The sequence below is a fragment of the Pseudothauera nasutitermitis genome (genome assembly GCF_004801295.1).
Lineage (GTDB): Bacteria > Pseudomonadota > Gammaproteobacteria > Burkholderiales > Rhodocyclaceae > Pseudothauera > Pseudothauera nasutitermitis.
The window spans coordinates 418,088-434,138 of record NZ_SSOC01000006.1 but is presented as its reverse complement, the minus strand read 5'-3'; the positions used below and the strand labels follow the sequence as shown (position 1 = coordinate 434,138).

16 protein-coding genes are annotated in these 16,051 nt (G+C 61.1%); 4 read left to right on the top strand and 12 right to left on the bottom strand.

From position 1 onward, the window contains the following. Nucleotides 1–32: 32 nt before the first annotated feature. Together E6C76_RS18035 and E6C76_RS18030 are read right to left on the bottom strand one after the other, a co-directional pair. Nucleotides 33–410, bottom strand: a complete 378-nt coding sequence (locus E6C76_RS18035) for a type II toxin-antitoxin system VapC family toxin (RefSeq protein ID WP_136349621.1) — start codon at nucleotides 408–410, stop codon at nucleotides 33–35. Further along, nucleotides 410–649 (bottom strand): type II toxin-antitoxin system prevent-host-death family antitoxin, encoded by a 240-nt coding sequence (locus tag E6C76_RS18030; RefSeq protein WP_136349620.1) that lies wholly within the window; start codon nucleotides 647–649, stop codon nucleotides 410–412. Before E6C76_RS18030 ends, E6C76_RS18035 begins: the two co-directional genes overlap by 1 nt. A gap of 309 nt (nucleotides 650–958) precedes the next feature. On the opposite strand from E6C76_RS18030, the gene E6C76_RS18025 reads away from it, so the two are divergent. From E6C76_RS18025 to rfbC, 4 genes are all read left to right on the top strand, one after another. Then, a complete protein-coding gene (locus E6C76_RS18025; RefSeq protein ID WP_136349619.1) occupies nucleotides 959–2,017 on the top strand; it encodes a porin in 1,059 nt (352 codons plus the stop codon). 246 nt (nucleotides 2,018–2,263) lie between these two features. Further along, nucleotides 2,264–3,388, top strand: coding sequence for a porin (locus tag E6C76_RS18020; protein ID WP_168734374.1), 1,125 nt, complete (start codon nucleotides 2,264–2,266; stop codon nucleotides 3,386–3,388). Nucleotides 3,389–3,494: 106 nt separating this feature from the next. Then, nucleotides 3,495–4,370 (top strand): glucose-1-phosphate thymidylyltransferase RfbA, encoded by an 876-nt coding sequence (gene rfbA, locus E6C76_RS18015; protein WP_136349617.1) that lies wholly within the window; start codon nucleotides 3,495–3,497, stop codon nucleotides 4,368–4,370. After that, nucleotides 4,370–4,936, top strand: coding sequence for a dTDP-4-dehydrorhamnose 3,5-epimerase (rfbC, locus tag E6C76_RS18010; RefSeq protein WP_136349616.1), 567 nt, complete (start codon nucleotides 4,370–4,372; stop codon nucleotides 4,934–4,936). Before rfbA ends, rfbC begins: the two co-directional genes overlap by 1 nt. Here rfbC and E6C76_RS18005 read toward each other — a convergent pair. The 10 genes from E6C76_RS18005 to E6C76_RS17955 form a co-directional block, all read right to left on the bottom strand. Then, entirely contained in the window at nucleotides 4,904–5,908 is a 1,005-nt protein-coding gene (locus E6C76_RS18005) for a glycosyltransferase family 9 protein (protein ID WP_136349615.1), read from the bottom strand. The two genes, rfbC and E6C76_RS18005, sit on opposite strands and share 33 nt — an antisense overlap. 369 nt (nucleotides 5,909–6,277) lie before the next feature. Then, nucleotides 6,278–7,081 carry a polysaccharide pyruvyl transferase family protein gene (locus tag E6C76_RS18000; protein WP_136349614.1) on the bottom strand — a complete coding sequence of 268 codons (804 nt, stop codon included), beginning with the start codon at nucleotides 7,079–7,081 and terminating at the stop codon, nucleotides 6,278–6,280. Nucleotides 7,082–7,088: 7 nt separating this feature from the next. After that, a complete protein-coding gene (locus E6C76_RS17995) occupies nucleotides 7,089–8,087 on the bottom strand; it encodes a glycosyltransferase family protein (RefSeq protein WP_136349613.1) in 999 nt (332 codons plus the stop codon). 55 nt (nucleotides 8,088–8,142) lie between these two features. Further along, nucleotides 8,143–8,397 carry a DUF6625 family protein gene (locus E6C76_RS17990; RefSeq protein WP_211090272.1) on the bottom strand — a complete coding sequence of 85 codons (255 nt, stop codon included), beginning with the start codon at nucleotides 8,395–8,397 and terminating at the stop codon, nucleotides 8,143–8,145. Between the two features lie 180 nt (nucleotides 8,398–8,577). Further along, the gene (locus E6C76_RS17985; RefSeq protein WP_168734373.1) at nucleotides 8,578–9,432 is read right to left on the bottom strand and encodes an AarF/UbiB family protein; all 855 of its coding nucleotides are present in this window, start codon (nucleotides 9,430–9,432) and stop codon (nucleotides 8,578–8,580) included. Between the two features lie 453 nt (nucleotides 9,433–9,885). Beyond that, entirely contained in the window at nucleotides 9,886–11,085 is a 1,200-nt protein-coding gene (locus E6C76_RS17975; RefSeq protein ID WP_230976312.1) for a glycosyltransferase, read from the bottom strand. After that, on the bottom strand, nucleotides 11,037–11,900 hold the full coding sequence (locus E6C76_RS17970; RefSeq protein ID WP_331000026.1) for a glycosyltransferase: 864 nt from the start codon (nucleotides 11,898–11,900) through the stop codon (nucleotides 11,037–11,039). The genes E6C76_RS17975 and E6C76_RS17970 overlap by 49 nt, the downstream gene beginning before the upstream one ends. A gap of 19 nt (nucleotides 11,901–11,919) precedes the next feature. After that, entirely contained in the window at nucleotides 11,920–13,062 is a 1,143-nt protein-coding gene (locus E6C76_RS17965) for a glycosyltransferase (protein WP_211090271.1), read from the bottom strand. A gap of 14 nt (nucleotides 13,063–13,076) precedes the next feature. After that, nucleotides 13,077–14,003, bottom strand: coding sequence for a DUF6625 family protein (locus E6C76_RS17960; protein ID WP_136349611.1), 927 nt, complete (start codon nucleotides 14,001–14,003; stop codon nucleotides 13,077–13,079). Between the two features lie 197 nt (nucleotides 14,004–14,200). Then, the gene (locus E6C76_RS17955; RefSeq protein ID WP_136349610.1) at nucleotides 14,201–15,955 is read right to left on the bottom strand and encodes a carbamoyltransferase family protein; all 1,755 of its coding nucleotides are present in this window, start codon (nucleotides 15,953–15,955) and stop codon (nucleotides 14,201–14,203) included. Between the last annotated feature and the right edge of the window lie 96 nt (nucleotides 15,956–16,051).

Sequence of the window (16,051 nt, the reverse complement as noted above, 5' to 3'; positions counted from 1 at the left end):
TCCTGCGGCTCCACGACCTTGCACCAAGCCGGCTACGGCCGGAACACCTTCAGTTCCAGCCCATCCACCGCCTTGTAGTGCTTGTCGTTGGCCGTAAGCAGGACTGCCCCCAATTCGAGCGCGGTCGCCGCGATCAAGGCATCGGCCAGGCGCATCGCGTGGGACAACGCGTGCTGTTCCACCAGAAAGCACGCACGCGCCGACACCGCCGTATCGATCTGCGCGATGCGTGCCGACCAGAACGACAGCGCCTGCCTGATCGCCCTGAGTTCACGCTTGTCGCGCATGCCCTGCACCAGTTCCATATACGTCACCGCGGAAATCGAGAACCCCGGCGCAGCATCCAGCAAGTCTGCAGCCCTGGCATTGCCGCGCAGATTCCAGATCAGCACATCGGTATCCACCAGCATCACGGCAATTCCCTGCCCTGACGCAGGCGCCGGATTTGATCGTCGACTGCCTCACCGCTGTCGCACCACAAACCGAAAGCGGGGTTGCGCGCGGCGCCCGCGGCCCGCTCGGCGCCTTCCCAACGGGTCAGGACGGCGCGCGAACGTCCCCGGTAGGTGATCACCACCCGCTCCCCGCGGTCCGCCGCCGCCAGCACCTCGGCCGTATGCAGGCGCAAGTCCCTGGTCGTCGCTTCCATGGCACCTCCTTCAAGTTACACAACGAAGTATAACTTCTCCGGGAACAAGGGTCAGTCGTGGCGCCTGCCGCGGCACTCCAGTTCGCGACATCCGCAGTACCGGCCCGGCCAGCAGTGTTTTCACCGGATCGGCACACCCGAAATGTTGCGCCAATACAACACAATTCACCTGAAAAACCCATTCTCCCCTTTCGCCCCTGCACCGTCACATTGGGGTCGCAAACGGCTTCCAGAATCGGCCCGACTTCTCGCTTCGAGAGGCTCTCCGGGCGCAGATCAGCGCGTCCCAATCATGCACAGGAGATTCACATGCAGAAAAAACTGATCGCACTGGCCGTCGCCACCCTGGTTGCCGCCCCGGCGTTCGCTCAATCCAACGTCACTGTCTACGGCGTCGTAGATATGGGCCTGGACCACCGTTCCGGCAGCAAGACCCACAAGAACCGCAGCGGCCTCGACAGCGGCCTGCAATCGGGCAGCCGCATCGGCTTCCGCGGCGTCGAAGACCTGGGCAACGGCCTGAAGGCTTCCTTCGTACTGGAACAGGGCATCAACGTCGACCGCAACTCCACTGCTGGCCTGCTCGGCAGCAACGCCAACCGCCAATCCTTCCTCGCCCTCTCCGGCGGCTTCGGTACCGTGGCCCTGGGTCGCCAGGAAACCCCGCAGCACAAGTTCGTCGACGCCGTCGACCCGTTTGGCGGTGGCACCGTCGGCCAGGCCAACGGCGTATATGCGAAAACCGCCAGCCGGCTCGACAACGTCATCGCCTACGTTACGCCCGACTTCAGCGGCTTCAGCCTGACTGCCGCCTACACGGCCAATGGCACGGCGGACGAGGCCGCCATCCCCAAGAACACGCCGGACACCAACCTGAAAGTCTTCGCCCTGCATCCGGTGTACAAGAACGGGCCGCTGCTGGTCGGTTTGAACTACATCCGCACCAAGGCCGAAACCGCCACCCAGGACAACAAGTCCAGCACCTGGGAAGTGGGTGCCGCCTATGACTTCGGCGTGCTGCGCCTGAGCGTGCTGTACGGCGAGATCGACTACGACAACCACGCCACCTACGGTGACAACGACCGCAAGCAGTGGATGCTCGGCGCCAGCATTCCGGTCGGCGCCGCCGGCAAGGTGGCCGTCTCCTATGTCAACGCCGAATACGACAAGAAGATCGCCGGCAACAACATCGAGGGCAAGCAGGTCGCCGTCGGCTACTTCCACGATCTGTCCAAGCGCACCAATCTCTACGCGGCCTATGCCAAGCGCTCCGACGAGATGCGCTTCACCAACAGCGGCTCGGGCGTGGTGGAAAACAACACCGGCTACAAGAATGGCCTGAATGTGGGTATCCGCCACCGCTTCTGAGCACCGGTGGTACGGCCTTGACCCAACGGGCGCCCAGGCGCCCGTTTTCGCTTTTTGCCCCCTCTTGCATATGCGATCTGCAATACGTTGCGTGAACGCTACAGTTTTTTTCAGACCCCATGACTTTTCGGTGTCGAAAACTTGTCTCCCGTGGCCGAGGTTTGCAGAATCGCCCCAACCCCTCGTTAGAGAGGTCCACAGGCCGCGGGCAACCGCGACCTCCACTTCATGCAAGAGGAGAATTACATGCAGAAGAAACTGATCGCGCTGGCCGTCGCTGGCCTGGTTTCCGCTCCGGCTTTCGCCCAATCCAACGTCACCGTCTATGGCCTGGTTGACGTCGGCTTCTCCAACCTGGGCGGCTCCAGCACCCACAAGAACCGCAGCGGCATCGACTCCGGCCTGCAGTCCGGCAGCCGCATCGGCTTCCGCGGCGTGGAAGACCTGGGCAACGGCCTGAAGGTCGCCTTCGTGCTGGAACAGGGCCTCAACGTCGACCGCAACACCAGCGGCGGCCTGCTCGGCGGCAGCACCAACCGCCAGTCCTACCTGGCCCTGGTCGGCAACTTCGGTACCTTTGCCTTCGGCCGTCAGTACACCCCGCAACACACCTTCTTCGATTCCATCGATCCGTTCAACACCGGCACCGTGGGTAACGTCGAAAACCTGTACGCCACCGGCGTGAACTCCGCCGTTGGCGCCGACCTTGGCGCTGGCGCGATCCGCCTGGACAACGTGGTCGCCTACGTTTCTCCGGACTTCGGCGGCCTGACCGTGACCGCGGCCTACACCGCCAACGGTCTCGCCGACGAAAGCGCTACCGAGAAGAACACCAAGAGCACCGACGCCAAGGTCTGGGCGATCAACCCGGTGTACAAGAACGGCCCGCTGCTGGTCGGTCTGAACTACCACCGCATCACCATCGACAGCCTCGATGGCACCTCCAACAACGACGCGAAGAACAGCGTCTGGGATCTGGGCGGTGCGTATGACTTCGGTGCGGTTCGCCTGAGCGCCCTGTACGGCAAGAGCAAGCTGTCCGGCGACGCTATCGATACCCTTGGCATCAAGAACACCCAGACCTCCTGGCTGGTCGGTGCGACCATCCCGGTCAGCGAAGCCGGCAAGGTGCTGGTGTCCTACATCAAGACCGAACTGGACTACAGCTCCTCCACCGGTCTTAAGGACCGCGATGCCAAGAAGTTCTCCATCGGCTACACCCACGACCTGTCCAAGCGCACCAACCTGTACGCCGCCTACGCCAAGTTGAGCAGCGACAAGGTGGGCGATGATCTGGCATTCGACTCCGTGTTCCGCAACGAAAGCAACTACAAGCGTGGCATCAACATCGGTCTGCGCCACAAGTTCTGATCGTCTCCGGACGTTTTGAACGGCAAACGGGCGCTTCGGCGCCCGTTTTTTATTTCTGCACTCGAAGATTTCGCCCAGAATAGGATTTTTCGGCGAACACAGAACCATGAAAGGCATCATCCTCGCCGGCGGCGCAGGCACCCGCCTGCACCCCGCCACCCTGGCCGTTTCCAAGCAGTTGCTGCCGGTGTTCGACAAGCCGATGATCTATTACCCGCTCAGCACCCTGATGCTGGCGGGCATCCGCGACGTCCTGATCATCTCCACACCCCAGGACACCCCCCGCTTCCGGCAGTTGCTGGGCGACGGTGCGCACTGGGGCCTGCACCTCCGGTATGCGGTGCAGCCCAGCCCGGATGGACTGGCCCAGGCTTTCCTGATCGGCGAGGAATTCATCGATGGAGAGCCCTGCGCGCTGGTGCTGGGTGACAACCTCTTCCACGGCCATGACTTTCACCTGCTGCTGCACGAAGCCAGCCGGTTGCAGCACGGCGCTCGCGTATTCGCCTACCACGTGCATGACCCGGAACGTTACGGGGTAGTCGAGTTCGATGCCGCCGGCAAGGCGCTTTCCCTGGAAGAGAAGCCGGTTCGCCCCAAATCCAACTATGCGGTTACCGGCCTGTATTTCTACGACGGACGCGCCGTCGAGTTCGCCCGGCAACTCACGCCCTCCGCCCGGGGAGAACTGGAGATCACCGACCTCAACCGCCTTTACCTGGAGCGTGCCGAACTTTCCGTGCAGATCATGGGGCGCGGTTACGCGTGGCTGGACACCGGCACGCACGAGAGCCTCCTCGATGCCAGCCAGTTCATCGCCACCCTGGAGAGCCGGCAGGGGCTGAAGATCGCCTGCCCGGAAGAGGTGGCCTGGCGCAACGGCTGGATCGACGACGCGGCGCTGCGCGCGCTTGCCGAGCCCCTGGCGAAGAATCGCTACGGGCAGTATCTGTTGAGTCTGCTGCAGACAAAGGTGTTCTGATGCAGGCAACCCCACTCGCCATTCCAGACGTGTTCGTGTTCACTCCCCGGATATTCGGCGACGAGCGCGGCTTTTTCTTCGAAAGCTACAACGAGCATAGTTTCCAGGAAGCCACCGGACTCGAAACGCGCTTCGTCCAGGACAATCACAGCCGCTCCGCACGGGGCGTGCTGCGCGGCCTGCATTACCAGATCGAGCCTCACGCCCAGGGCAAACTGGTACGTGCAAGCCTGGGGGCGGTGTTCGACGTGGCGGTGGACATCCGCCCGCACTCCCCCACTTTCGGCCAGTGGGTCGGCGAAACCCTGTCCGCCGATAACAAGAAGCAGATGTGGATTCCTCCAGGCTTCGCACACGGCTTTCTCACACTGACGGAGCATGCCGAGTTCCTGTACAAGACCACCGATTTCTACTCACCCGAACACGAACGCTGTATCGCCTGGGATGACCCAAAGCTGGCAATCGCCTGGCCCCTGGACGGCATCGACCCCATACTGTCCTCCAAGGACCGACAGGGTGCCGCGTTCGCCATGTTACGCACGTCGGCATCCGACCAATCGGCGTAAAGCCTCCTCCGCGCAGGTCTGGGCTCGCCAGTACGGCACGAACGGCCGCCAGACATGCCCGCCCCAGCCCTTGAAGGTGAGCAATGGAGAAAGCACGGTATTGTGCCCATTGAAACCTGGCCGCCAGACGAAGTTCGGGGGTTTGCGCGTAATGGTGACGGTATGCAGGCCCATCATGGACGCAAGGTGCCCGCCGCCGGAGTCGTTGCTGATGACGATGCAGGTATCCTGCAGATAGGCGATCAACTGATCGAGGTCAGGAAAGGTCACCACGGGAAAACGCGGATATTCGCCCTCAAGACGCGAATGCTCGGCCGGCATGACGACAAATGACACATCCCAGCCCGCGGCCGCAAGCGAATTCGCGATCCGTCTGAAGCCCTGCGGCCAGTAGTTTTTCCGCGGATTGGGCGTCGTCGGGAAAATGACTGCCTTCCGTCCGACGGCTCGGGAGGAGCCTTCGCCCGTCACCCCCGGCGGCGTCGACGGCACGGCAAGTCCGAACGTTTCGGCGGCATATCGATCGACCCAGTCGACCATCGTCAGGCCCGCCTTCCCATCCTGGCAGAACGTCGCACACTTGGGCCCGAACTCACGTCCCCCGATCGTCAGCGGCAGCCGGCAGTCACTCAGGGGCTGGGGAAGTTTCTTGGCCGTCACGACGGCAAGATGCGCATGTGCATCGACCATTTCGGCCAGCACAAAACCATCCTCCCGACGGTCTCGCCCCAGCGGGGCTCCGGCATCCCAGATAACCAGGTCGAACTCGGCAAGCAGTGCGCGGACGCCCGTCTGGCCCAGAGCGGTTACCTGCAACCAGTCAAACCGCGATGCTGCCGCAGACAAGTGGTCCGAATAGTAGGTCACACAGGCACCGGCGGCACTGAACGCCTGGGCCAGTCTCAGATAAATGGTCAGATCGCCCAATGCCGGGAACGGCACGATCGCCACCCGAAGCCCTGCCGGAATCATGATTACCCTTTATGGATGGTGAGATCGGTCTCGTTGAAGGCGATCCGGCCCGCAGGTAGTGCGAACCCGCCTCTGCGCGGCCTCGGAGCCTCAGCGAACATCCACGGTGACGAGGCCGCCGCGAGGGGGATTATAAGATCAAGCCCTTCTCGTCGATGCAGTCTCGGAATGACGCTTACAACCGAACCGCATCGGACTTGATATAACCGTGGCCTGCAAGGAGGGCGCACGGCCCTCTTCCTGTTCAACGGTGCCTGCGCTGTGAGTCGCCCCAGCCTGAAACTGGGGCCTCCTCGCCACGAACCGGCTCCAGGCACGCTGGTCTCGCTGCCCCCGCCATGAATGGCGGAGATTGCGCTCGACCCGTGGTCAGAGAGACGGGAAAGCTGAAAGCAGGCCGCGCTTGATCCCATCCAGTCCGGGCCGGAGGTATTCGCCGACCAACCGCTCGGCACTGGCCGCCGTCGCTCCCGCGAGATCCCCGGCAGTCAGGCTGGCCGGCTCCGCCAGCCCGAAGGCCGAGTAGTAATCGACGAACTTGAAGTCCGAGATCATTCCCTGCGACAGTACCACCCGACGGTTTGGAATGCCGAAGGCGTCCGCCACGATGAGCCCGTGCATACTCGAAGACAGGATGAAGTGACACTCCTGGATGGCCTTCAGCACATCCTCCACCGGCCAATAGACATCGATGATGCGCACACCCGGCTGCATCGCCACCCGTTGCACCGCGGCATCGTCGCGGTCTACGTAATGTGGAATGACGCCCAGTGTGTAGCGCTTGCCCGGCCGTGGCCGCCCGCTCCACCATTCGTTCGCCAGCAGGCCCGGATCACCCAGTGCCACCGCGCTGAACCCCTCCCCTGTGATCTGATCGCGGGTGTGGCTCCCACGCACGGCGTGATAATGGTGCCGCGCAGAAAAGGCTCTTCCCGGGGCATCGGTTCCGCTGCCCCATACGTGCAGCCGACGGGGCAGCAAAAGGCGCCTGGCCTTCACCTCCCGGTTCATGATGGAACCGATCGCCATCATGTCCGCCTTGTGGATGGGTGCATATTCCACCGCCCGCCCGGCGGCCATTTCGACGATCAGGGGGGACAGGAAATCACCAAAGTTGCACTGCCCCGGGTCATCGCGTCCCTTCCCACGGCACCAATACAATTTCAACACCATACCCAACCTACCCACGAGCATCCGCTATTTCAGTGAAATCCGCATAAAGGCGCACGCCCAGCCGCAAGCGCAGACGATCCAGCCAGCCGAGCGGCGGATGAGGGCGCAAAGGCGCCTGCATGGCTTCCACAACGCGCCGGCCCAGCACATCGAAGCGATACTCGCGCTCGACCAGGGCCTGGCCTGCACACGCGATGCGTTCTGCCAGGGCCGGGTCCGCACGGAGTTGCGCGAGTTTGACGCGGAGTTGCTCCACGTCGCGGTAGAGCACCACGTTCACCATGTCCCGAAAACCGAGCGCCTCATTCTCGGCCTCACCCTGGTCGTAGGCAAAAAGCACGCAGCCGCAGGCCATGGCTTCGAAATTCTTGATCATGTACTCGCCAATGCCGGCATCGGCGCTGACGAAGAAGCGGATGCGGTTGAGCATGCGCAGATATTCGTCACCGGACTCGGTGCGCGTGATCAGCAGATTTTCACGCGCGGCGATCTCTTCAAGCAGGCGACGGCGACCGGTATAGACGGAACTCTTGGTACTGCCGACGAAGGCGAGTTCGACATCCCGCTCCAGCCCCAGGTTGCGCAGGGTTGCCTGATCATAGCCCTTGGGAACGAACAGCGCGTCGAACCCCTCCGCACGCAGGCGCTCGGCCACCACATGGCCAGAACTGATGATGCGCACCCATGGCAACTGGGCATAGTGGCGGCTGAATTTCCCCTGGTATTTGCCGGGGAAGTAGTTCTGACAGGCGTCGTGTTCGAGGATGACAAGATTGGGGACGGTGCGGATGAATGGAACCTGGCGTATCTCCTGCTTGAAACGCAAAAAGAACACGATACGATCGTATGCGCAGACATCGACTGCGTGGCGGAAGTAGCGCCGGAGATTGGCCTGTTCGGCCCTGCCCAGCCAACGCAGGTCGCAATCGGCATGGGCGGCGATACCGTCATACAGGCGATCGAGTATGACGCGCTGCTCCTTCTGAACGAGCAGGAGAATCTTCATCCTTTGTCCTCAGTGGCCAGCAGCCGGGTGGCGGCTGGATGAAATCCATGTTCGTCTACCATCCAGCGGCCGGACGCGGCCAATTCACGCAGCGCGGACTGCGCAGGCGGTTTGAGATCACAAAGCTCGTCCCCACCATGCGCACGCTGGGCGGACAGTCCGGCAGTTCGCCGCAATCCGAAAACAACAGCCAGTCCACCGTGGGGTTGGCGCGGCAACTGGCGAGGAAGAAAGGCATCCAGAACGGCCACTTGCCGAAATACGGGATGACGAAACACAGGCTGGGCGCAGCAGCAGCCTCCACCATCATGGCAACGCTCCGCCCAGCGCCGCCTGCACCATGGACAGTGCGAAGCAGCACTTGCGTACGACTGCGTCCGAGAAACCGGCGTACTGCCTCGCCACATCGGCAGAGGGGCCGTCGTGGCAGAACCGGGGGATACGCGGCTCACGCAAAGCCGGTATCACAACGGGAGTGCCAAGCCTCATCCTAGAATTCGCCCGCTGCAATTTGGCAAGCACCCACGAACGCCTGCCTGCGGGCGGGAGAAAGCAAGTAAGCGTGGCTTTCCTTGCGGCCGATCTTGCCTTGCTTGAAACGCCGGTAAACGTTCAGAAACTTTTCATCCACCATTCCACGCTCTTCGCGCACCAAGACCCCCAGCACCAGATGGTCATAATGCTCTTCCCCAAGAAAGCGCCGAAACCAGAAATGATAGAAATAACCCAGGGCAAACGACAGCACGAACCCCCGATCCGATGCCTCGAACGAACAGAACTCGAAATCGATGAAGCGCATCTCCCCTTCATCGCTCACAAGAATGTTCATGGGATTCGGGTCCATATGCACGAAGCCGTCATCGAGCATCCGGCGGAACAGTCCCACCACTCGCACCAACACCCACTCTGCCAATGATGAATTCATTTTCAGGAAGGCATCAATGGTGAGCATGCCCCCATGGAATTCGGCCACCAGGAACTCTTCCCTCAGAATCCCATACCGCCGATACCCGACCCCATAGACATTGGGTGCCAGTGCGCTGCTGCCCAGCCGTCTCAGATTGATGAATTCGCTGCACAGACCACCGTGGCCGGTTACACCAAGATGCCTTTTGAGGCGATATTTCCACCCCTTCAGGAAGCCGTGCTTCAGAACGTATGCATTGCCATCAAGCAGGTAAACCGCGCGGATGTTTTCCTTGAAGTACAAGCTTGTCAAGCGACGCTTCCCATCAAGAAAATCGGCTATCTGCCGCCGTTCGTCAGACAATTCGGGGGAAAGGTAAAAAACATGCCCCGGGTAGACGACCTTGTCCAGCCCCTGCACGAACTGGCGCAGATGCAACACCACTCCCCCCCTTGATTGGCTACACCCCGAAATGCATGACGAGCTCTTGTCGTATTCATGCCCGCGCAGTGAGCCGCTTCGAGGCTCGGTTCTTATCCGCGGACAGCTCAGATTTTACATTCTGTTGCTTTATTCCCACAAGCTATCTGGGAATGGAGTTACCCCCTTCCCGTGGACAAGTTGGCGCTTGAATCCCAAGCGGTGTGGTCGTACCCCAGAGCGGGGTCATCCACGGGGCCGCCGCCAGCCCCTCTCAGCCCGGAGGCGATCGGCCCGGTGGGTAACCCGTGTTCGGAGCACGGCGTTACAGCGGCGTAGGGTTGGCTTGTCTCCTCGAAGTTCATCGGTGACGAATAGCCGAGGGCGGAATGACGGCAGCGTGGGTTGTACCAGCCCGCGGTCCAGGTGAAGACGGCCGCAGGTGCCATCCCTCACCGGCCAAGTACGCAGCTATGCCAGGGCGTTGCCCAGCACCTTTCGGACCATCGAAAGCTCAAAGAATGCACTGCGCACGGCTTCATCGGAGAAGTGCTCATAGAGCCGCTTCAGGTTGTGTTCGGCGGTTTGTGCCCGGATTTCTACAGACCAGCTTGCCCGCTCGACCATCAACCGCGCCAACGCCTCATCGTCGCCGAGGGGAAACAAAGCCTGTACATCGGCCACCACTTCCGGAGCACCACCACAATTGGTCGCGATGACCGGCACCCCTGCCGCCATGGCCTCCAGCAAGACCATGCCAAAGGGTTCATGATCCGAGCTCAGCGCAAACAGGTCAAACGCGGCAAACAATCTCCTGGCGTCAGGGACCTGCCCAAGGAAGCGCACGTACTCCGCTATGCCCAACTCATTGGCAAGCGCCTTGAGAGTGCGCTCAAGCCGCCCCGTTCCCAGAATCACCAGCAGGGCCCCAGGAGGCAGATGTGCCCGCGCGCGGGCAAAGCCGCGCAGCAAGGTCGCCTGATCCTTGTCCGGATGCAAACGACCGACATTCGCGACGATGAATGCATCGCTCGGCAACCCGAGAACCTCACGCGCCGCCTGCGGGGAATACAGGCCGGAACGCACGGCGTCGACATCGATACGATTATGCAGTGTCTCGATGCGTGTCGCAGGCCAGCCGGGCAGATTTCTCCGGATATCGTCCCGCACTGAGTCGGACACGCCGAGCAAGCCAAGCCGATTGCTGAAAAATCGGGCGAAAAGCCTATGGGACAAGCGGTCGTAATCGCCAAAGGCGTGATGCACCCCAATGACCGGCAGCCCCGTAGCCCAGCACGCGATATAAATCGGTTTGAACCGATGCGCCAGAACCAGGCGGAAATCATGCTCAGCGACGATCTTCCGCAAGGCGCGGATCGGCCCGAGCTTGAGGCCGCCCACGTCGTCCGAAGAGTAGTTCAGAAAAACCACCCTCTCCGATGCGGATTGCTCCGCCACTTCCGCACTTGGAGGCTCGGTGAGATAAACAGTGGTCACCTTATAGGGTGTTCCACGGAACAGTTCCGCATACTGACGCGCCACATCGCCAAAGGGCCCGTAATAGCAATGACAAAACTGGAGAATATGGTCGCCCCGGGACACGACACGCCTCGCTAAAAGGATCAGGAAAAAACGTACCGAATCAGACTCTTCAGCGTTCTCGGCGTCCACTCGCGCAGTGGCAGCATGGCCAGCAGCTCGCGCGCGAGTTGATGATCACGCTTCGCGGATTTGGCGAACATGGAATTTATGAACCGGTAACGGACACGATCATAATCCGGGTGATCCGAGTATTCGGCATAGATCCGAAGAATGCTCTCAGTCATGAAACGGATGTTCTTATGGGCGTTCGTCTCATGCTTGCGATACTTCGCCATCAGCACACCCAGTGCATCCACACAATAGCCCAACCGAGTGATCTTGAGCTGAATGTACAGATCTTCCAGCCTGATATCCGGGTTGAACCCGCCCGCCTTCTCGAACGCCTCTCTGCGGATCAGCATGGTTGGTGCCGAAATCCCGGATTTGCGATTTCGAAAGAGGTCATCAAATTGCAGCCGGCGATAGGGCGCATGCTCTCCAGGGTCGGCATTGGAATATCGGGAGCCATCCGCCCTGATCAGCTGCATGTTGCCCGAACAGATGCCCACCTCGGGCTTGCCCTCCATATGCGCCATCTGAACCGCCAGCCGGTCGGGAAGCATGATGTCGTCAGAGCCGAAGGGGGCAAAGAACTCCCCTTTCGCCCGCGCGAACGCCTCGTTGAGCGTCCGGGTCAGCCCCTTGTTCTGCTGGACGCGAAAATCGAAGCCGTGACGCTCCTGCAGCCTGCGGATACGCTCTACACTGTTATCCGTCGACCCATCATCGACGACCAGAAGCTCGACACTCGGATAGCTCTGGCCAAGGACGCTCAGAATCGCCTCCTCGATATAGGGCTCGTGGTTGTAGGACGAAATGACGACGCTTACCAGTCCCTTCTGCACACTCATTTCCTCACCACCATCAGAGCGATCCCCGTTCAGCAGGACCAAGCCCTTCCTCGACCAGTGCACGATACTGCGAGCGGTAACGGTCAATGGGATGTGCCGCGGAAACGTACCTGAAGCTTAGCTCCCCCGCCGTGCGAAGCTCATCGTCGGACATTCTCAAGTACGCATCGAGCGCGGCAGCCAGATCGTCCACGTTCCCAGGGCGAACGAGCCTGCCCCGCGCTCCTTCCACAAGCGCGCGCATCGCCGGGACATCACTGGCTATCACGGGCAGCCCACCTGCCATGCCCTCGAGCAAGGCAAGTCCCAGCCCCTCCTTGTACGACGGCATCGTCCATATATCGAATGCCTTGGTATAGCGCTTCACGCCAGCGATGAAGCCCAGCAGCCGTACGCGTTCCTGCAGATTCAGTTCGACAATCAGCGCCTCCAGCTCGCCGCGCTTCTTTCCCTCTCCAGCAATGGCCAGGAGAGCATCCGGGTAATCCTCGGCGACGCTGGCAAACGCACGGATCAACACGTCATACGCCTTCACCGCCACCAGGCGGCCCGCAGCGCCCACGATCCGGGCATGTGCGGGAAGCCCGAGGCGCTCTCGTGCCTCTTCTCTGGAGAACTGCTCCGAGACGGCCCGATCGATGTCGATCGCGTTCTGGATGGCTACCGTATTGTCCGCGCTGAATCCACAGTTCAGACCGATCAGATAGTCTTTCACGGCATCCGACACGCCAACGAAACGCCAATTCGGGCGAACAAGGCGGCGAAAACGAAAGCGCCGCCACACCCTGTCATATTCCCCAAGGCTATGCGAAATTCCGATGCACAGCGGGATTTCCAGCTTCAGGCTCAGCCCCATCAGCATATTCACCGGCTTGTATCGGTTGCAAATCACCACATCGAACTTCTCTTCCGCCAAGAACTCACGTAGCCGAGCCCCCATGCGAAGACGCAGCCCCCTGGACCAGTCCGGCGGAAAATCAAAGTAAACGGCTCTCGAAGCACGGGTCTCCGGATCACCGGGATCAGGATGCCCATGCAGAAAGGCCGTCACCATTTCGTAGCGCACAGGATCGAATGCCTGGACAATCTGCTCGACAAGATCCGACCAGTTGTGGGAGTTCTCGTGATAGTCGGGTTGAAGCAGAAGGATTTTCAATCTGCGCATTTCCACTAGACGCGCTCCATGCTGACCAACTCCACAAGATCGATGCCATTGCAGGAAATCGACCACTCAAAATCCCCAAGAGAACCCTCCGCATTCGCATCAGCCATACACACGAACTTCCGCCACTCGTGCTTCCAGGTCATGAAGTGAAAGTATGGATAGATGGAGTTCCGATCCAGATCGTTGCTCAAACGCCCGCGGTTCCACGTCCAGACTTGCGGAAAACCACTCGATCCATCACGCCAGGGTATGCCCGCATTGGGCGTGCTATATGCCTCGACGAACTCGGCCCGCCTCAACCAGGGATCCAGCGCCTTGGCAAGCGTACGCACGAATCCCGGAGAATTCTTGTGGCGCAGGAACACCTTCGAGTACGCACGCTCGTCGAAAGCGCGATGCTCCTTCGACTCGAAGGCATCCCGCCAGCCATCAACCCGCCGAAACGCCGAATTCATGTCGGGCCGATTGCGAAGCAGGGTGAAATGCCCTGACACACGCCGGGCGTGCGTCGAGTAGAGATCATGACCCGCCAATCGCTCCGCGGTGAAATATGCAGCAAGATCACCATAAATGACGTCGATGTCCCCAAACGCCCAAAAATCCACCCCTTCGAGTTCGTCCGCATGAACTTCCGCCAACGCGGGTTTGATATCGCAGAGCTTGTAGGGGGATGAAGGAGCGAAGCTAATACCTAGCTGCCCAGAGACATGAGCACAGTACTCGGCAAAGGACAGCTGAACGATCCGGACATTGGCGGGCAACTCCGCCGGCGCCCCGCAGTCGGTAAAGATTACCCAGCGGTAGTGTGGATTCCATGCACAGCTTTCCAGGAAGAAACGAAACCACACCGGCCAGGCACCAAAATACGGAATGAGCACCTTGATAAGCGGATATCCCCCGGCCTCGGGTCCCGTAACATGCGTGCTTACCATGGGCGGTCAATCTCCAACGGCCTGGCACTCCATCCTGCAGACACTTCACGCATACGAAATCGACTCATAGAAGCAACCGGAATCGCGGGCACTATCGGCCGATGTTCGCGATCGAGAGCTTGCCGGCGCTCCGTACGCCCAGGCCGCAACCCGCACGGCGGCAAAGGCTCCATGATCTTCCCGCCGTGTAACAGGCATTACGCGTCGCCCTGCCCCTTCACCACCAGCACGTCCTCCATGATCAGATACTGCAGATCCGACCCATAGAACATGTTCAACGCATCGGTGGGCGAGCAGATCATTGGCTCGCCGCGGCGGTTCAGCGAGGTATTGAGCACCACGCCGTTGCCGGTCAGCGCTTCCAGTTCCTTCATCAGATCGTAGTAGCGCGGGTTGTGCTCGCGCCTGAGCACCTGGGCGCGCGACGTGCCGTCCTCATGCACGACCTCGGGCACGCGGTCCTTCCAGCCCGGCGCGACCTCGAAGGTGAAGGTCATGAACGGCGCTGGATGGTCGGTACCCAGCATCTGCGGGCCGACGGTGTCGAGCATGCTGGGGCAGAACGGCCGCCAGCGCTCGCGGAACTTGATCTGCTCGTTGATGCGGTCGGCCACGCCGGGCGCACTGGGACAGCCGAGGATGGAACGCCCGCCGAGCGCACGCGGACCGAACTCCATGCGCCCCTGGAACCAGGCCACCGGATTGCCGTCGGCCAGAATCCGCGCGATACGTTGCGGCACTGCGGCATCCCCACCTTCGATGCGTTCCCAATGCGGCTTGGCAGGGTGGCGCACGCAGGCGGCGATCACCTCCTCGTTGCTGTAGGCGGGGCCGAGATAGACGTGCTCCATCTTGTCCACCGGCACGCCACGCGCCACCGACACATAGGCGGCCGCGCCCACCGCGGTACCGGAATCGCCTGAGGCCGGCTGCACGAAGAGTTCCTTGAGCTCCGGCCGCGCGATGATTTTCTGGTTGAGCTTGACGTTGAGCGCACCGCCGCCGGCAAAGGCAAGCTTGCCGGTTTCGCGCAGGACGTCCCCCAGATAGTAGTCCATCATCTGCAGCGCGAGATCTTCGAACAGCTTCTGCATGCTCGCTGCGTAGTGGACGTAGGGTTCGTCGGCCACGTCGCCGTGGCGCATCGGGCCCAGCCAGTCGACAAGTCTGGGCGAGAAGTAGTAGCCCTTGCCGTTTTCCTTGTAGCGCCGCAGGCCGATGACGTTGGCCAGTTCGGTGTTGACCACCAGTTCCCCGTTCTCGAACCGGGCCAGGCGCGAGAAGTCGTACTTGTCCGGGTCGCCATAGGGCGCCATGCCCATGACCTTGTATTCGCCGTCGAGCATCTCGAAGCCGAGGTACTCGGTAAGCGCGCCATACAGGCCGCCCAGCGAGTCGGGGTCGTAGAACTCCTTGATCTTGTGGATGCGGCCGTTCTCACCCCAGCCGAAGAAAGTGGTGGCGTATTCGCCCTTGCCGTCGATGCCGAGGATGGCGGTCTTTTCCGCGAAACCCGAGCAGTGATAGGCGCTGGAAGCATGGGCAAGATGGTGCTCGACCGGGACGATCTCGGTCTTCGCCAGCTCGAAGCCCAGTTGCTGCAGGCACCACTCGATGCGCTTCCTGTAGCGGTGGAAACGTCGGTTGCCCGTCAGGATGGCGTCCAGCCCGCGGTCCGGCGCATACCAGTAGCGCCTGGCGTAGTGCCAGCGTGCCTTGTCGAAGATGCTGATCGGCGCGAAGGGGATGGCAACGGCCGTAACGTCTTTTGGTTTGATGCCGGCAAAATCCAGACAGAAGCGCGCAGACTCGTAGGGCATGCGGTTCTTTGCATGCTTGTCGCGCACAAAGCGCTCTTCTTCCGCCGCGGCAACGAGCTTGCCGTCGATATACAGCGCGGCGGAAGGGTCGTGGGTCAGCGCACCGGACAAACCGAGGATAATCAGGGACAAGGAAGTACCTTTTGCAACGAGAAGTTACGCCGAGCCGCAGCTCAGGCATGTACAGGGCGAATTATACAACCAGGCCCGCCCTGGTCAGATTGCCGG

Excerpts from the sequence above, each read along its gene's own strand:
- E6C76_RS17995 (WP_136349613.1), bottom strand. The coding sequence starts at position 8,087 with ATGAAGATTCTCCTGCTCGTTCAGAAGGAGCAGCGCGTCATACTCGAT.
- E6C76_RS18025 (WP_136349619.1), top strand. The coding sequence starts at position 959 with ATGCAGAAAAAACTGATCGCACTGGCCGTCGCCACCCTGGTTGCCGCC.
- E6C76_RS17990 (WP_211090272.1), bottom strand. The coding sequence starts at position 8,397 with ATGATGGTGGAGGCTGCTGCTGCGCCCAGCCTGTGTTTCGTCATCCCG.
- rfbA (WP_136349617.1), top strand. The coding sequence starts at position 3,495 with ATGAAAGGCATCATCCTCGCCGGCGGCGCAGGCACCCGCCTGCACCCC.
- E6C76_RS18000 (WP_136349614.1), bottom strand. The coding sequence starts at position 7,081 with ATGGTGTTGAAATTGTATTGGTGCCGTGGGAAGGGACGCGATGACCCG.
- E6C76_RS18035 (WP_136349621.1), bottom strand. The coding sequence starts at position 410 with ATGCTGGTGGATACCGATGTGCTGATCTGGAATCTGCGCGGCAATGCC.
- E6C76_RS18020 (WP_168734374.1), top strand. The coding sequence starts at position 2,264 with ATGCAGAAGAAACTGATCGCGCTGGCCGTCGCTGGCCTGGTTTCCGCT.
- rfbC (WP_136349616.1), top strand. The coding sequence starts at position 4,370 with ATGCAGGCAACCCCACTCGCCATTCCAGACGTGTTCGTGTTCACTCCC.
- E6C76_RS18005 (WP_136349615.1), bottom strand. The coding sequence starts at position 5,908 with ATGATTCCGGCAGGGCTTCGGGTGGCGATCGTGCCGTTCCCGGCATTG.
- E6C76_RS17960 (WP_136349611.1), bottom strand. The coding sequence starts at position 14,003 with ATGGTAAGCACGCATGTTACGGGACCCGAGGCCGGGGGATATCCGCTT.
- E6C76_RS18030 (WP_136349620.1), bottom strand. The coding sequence starts at position 649 with ATGGAAGCGACGACCAGGGACTTGCGCCTGCATACGGCCGAGGTGCTG.